Raw genomic sequence first — 2,852 nt, 5'->3', positions numbered from 1 at the left:
GACGGGGGCAGAAAGATCAAGCGTGCGAGGCTGCACTACAACCTCGATGCCATCATCTCCGTCGGCAATCTCGATCAGTCCGTCTTCGGCGAGCCGGCCTATCCGAGTATCAAGTCGAAAGCTGCGTACCTGCTCTATTTCGTGATCAACGATGTCGGTTTGGCCGCGCTGACGCTGTTGGTGGCGTGGATGAACGGTTGCGTGGCGATTCAGCAAAGGCGACACCTTGCGCAGACGCGCGCCGCGCATAGCACGGTACGGGATGGCTTCGAGGCCGCACGCGCGCAGTTACTCGGCTAAAAAGGTGGCGAGGGGGAATCCCGCCGGCCACAGATAGGGTGTCACCGAGCGCTCGTCGAGCACGGTGCCGCTCGCCATACCGCCTCGCTGGGCTTTATAGCGACAACCCCATTGACGCCCCCTCGTCAGCATGAAACGATGCTTCTAGTTGGTAGCAAGTCGCATATGTCAGTTGTACTCGAAGCATTCGGTAGCCTGGTTATATCCCCTTGTTTTACCCATTTCATCTGGGGTAGTACCCGGCAATCGTAGTAAAAGCGCTTCGCGCTAAGGAATTCGAAAATGGCAACTGGCACAGTTAAGTGGTTTAACGACGCTAAAGGTTTTGGCTTCATTTCTCCCGCCGAAGGTGGTGACGATCTGTTCGTTCATTTCTCCGAAATTCAAGCTGAAGGCTTTAAATCCCTGCAGGATGGTCAAGAAGTTTCGTTTGACGTGACTCAGGGCAAGAAAGGCCTTCAAGCTTCAAACGTAAAGGCTAACTAACTCCCGGTTAGCCTGCGCTGTCGAGCCGCAAGGCTTCGAGCACCAAAGCCCGCTTCGGCGGGCTTTGGTGTTTTTGTGTGCAAGAAGCGTGAGATTTCGCCTGATGTTGAATCTTCAGCATCAATATTCACTGCCTGCCTCACCCATCTTCCACCGTGCATTATGAACTTTCTCCCCTGACGCCAGGCCCATGCGGTATTAACGTCCCTGAGATTCCCGGCGAAGCCAGTCATGCGCAAAGGCGAGTTTGCGGCGCGCGGCGTTCGACCTGGAACGAGCCGTCGAGACCATCGACTTCATGACCGCCCGCCATGCAGCAGCAATGTGCTTTACTATCTTTACCTTTTATTGATGGAGGCGGCTTCCATGATTGGCGGCTTGATAGGATTGCTGGATGACATCGCCGCATTGGCGAAGTTGTCCGCAGCATCACTGGATGATGTGAGTGCCGCCGCTGGGCGTGCGACGACGAAGGCGGCCGGGGTAGTGGTCGATGATACGGCGGTGACCCCGCAGTACTTGCAAGGGGTGACGGCGGAGCGTGAACTCTCGATCGTGAAGAAGATCGCGATGGGGTCGATCCGTAACAAGCTGATTTTTATTCTGCCGGTGGCCTTGCTGCTGAATCACTTTTTGCCTTTTCTATTGCCGATCATCCTGATGGTGGGTGGAACCTACTTGGCCTTTGAAGGTGCGGAGAAGGTCTGGCACAAGCTCTCCGGCGAGCAGGATGACGGCAAGCCGGCGGTCGAAAAGGAGCCGGCGGCGGAGAAAAAGATCGTCAGCAGTGCCGTTCGAACCGACCTGATTCTGTCCGCCGAGATCATGGTGATCGCGCTTTCCGCCGTCTCCCATCAGGGATTCTGGTCACAGTTGGCGAGCCTGGTGGTGGTCGCGTTTTTCATCACCCTTCTGGTGTATGGCGTGGTGGCGCTGTTGATCAAGATGGACGATCTCGGCCTGAAGCTCGCCCAGCGGGATAGCTCGGGCATTCAGGCGCTGGGCCGGTGTCTGGTGACGGCCATGCCCAAGGTGCTGACGGCCATCTCGGTCGTAGGAACTGTCGCCATGCTCTGGGTGGGCGGGCATATCCTGCTGGTCAACCTGGGTGCCGATGGCACGGGCTGGCTCAACGCGCCCTATGCGTGGGTACACCATCTTGAGCAAGGCATCGGCGAGGCAACCGGTGGCTTGGGCGGCGTGCTGGGTTGGAGCTTCAATACGTTGTGCTCTGCGGTGATCGGCTTCCTGGTGGGCTCGGTCGTCGTGGGCGTGCTGCACTTCATTCCCTCCAGGAAGGCGAAGGCCGAATAGGTATGAGTCCCTTGCCGCACGAGAAGCCACCGCGACCCCATTCGCGCGACAAGAATCGCTTACGCGTCCGTGCTATGTTCAATGCTGGTAAACGCACCGGGACCTGGCCGACATGAGCGAACAATCACAAATCCTGATTTACGAGGATGCCGAGAAGGCAGTCGACGTACGTCTGGACGAAGGGCGCGAGACCGTATGGCTGACGCAGCGGCAGATGGGCGAGGTATTCGAGACCACGCCCGAGAGCGTGTTGATGCACCTCAAGAACATCTTCAGCGACGAGGAGTTGGCCGAGGAGGCAACTACTAAGGATTTCTTAGTAGTTCGACAGGAAGGGCATCGACAGGTGCGCCGTAAAATCCAACACTACAACCTCAATGCCATCATTTCCGTCGGCAATCTCGATCAGTCCGTCTTCGGCGAGCCGGCCTATCCGAGTATCAAGTCGAAAGCTGCGTACCTGCTCTATTTCGTGATCAACGATGTCGGTTTGGCGGCACTGACGCTGCTGGTGGCGGAGTCCGACCCCGCCAACAAGGAGACGATGATCCGACTGATCATGAACATGCTCGCCGATGACACGTCGCCCGCCTGATGGGGCTGGCGCTATACTGCCTGCCGGGGATCTCCTTACCATGACACGCGTCGCCATCTTCGTGGATACCTAGAACGTCTACTACACCGTGCGCGAAGCCTACGGCAAACACTTCGATTACCGCCGGTTCTGGTTGAAGGTGACGGCTAGCCGAGAA

The 2,852-nt window shown here is 57.4% G+C and carries 3 protein-coding genes and 1 pseudogene; all 4 read left to right on the top strand.

Annotated features, from left to right (window positions below):
- Window positions 1-300 (top strand): annotated as a pseudogene (locus tag OP495_RS17040) (hypothetical protein); the annotation flags it as partial.
- Window positions 301-582: 282 nt separating this feature from the next.
- A complete protein-coding gene (locus OP495_RS17035; RefSeq protein WP_075369537.1) occupies window positions 583-786 on the top strand; it encodes a cold-shock protein in 204 nt (67 codons plus the stop codon).
- A gap of 231 nt (window positions 787-1,017) precedes the next feature.
- On the top strand, window positions 1,018-2,100 hold the full coding sequence (locus tag OP495_RS17030; RefSeq protein ID WP_280570928.1) for a DUF808 domain-containing protein: 1,083 nt from the start codon (window positions 1,018-1,020) through the stop codon (window positions 2,098-2,100).
- 112 nt (window positions 2,101-2,212) lie between these two features.
- Window positions 2,213-2,695, top strand: coding sequence for a hypothetical protein (locus OP495_RS17025; protein ID WP_280570926.1), 483 nt, complete (start codon window positions 2,213-2,215; stop codon window positions 2,693-2,695).
- The last annotated feature ends 157 nt before the right edge of the window (window positions 2,696-2,852 follow it).

The sequence above is a fragment of the Chromohalobacter sp. 296-RDG genome (assembly GCF_029889885.1).
GTDB lineage: Bacteria > Pseudomonadota > Gammaproteobacteria > Pseudomonadales > Halomonadaceae > Chromohalobacter.
The sequence above is the reverse complement of the archived record's forward strand: the minus strand, read 5'-3'. Positions and strand labels throughout refer to the sequence as shown.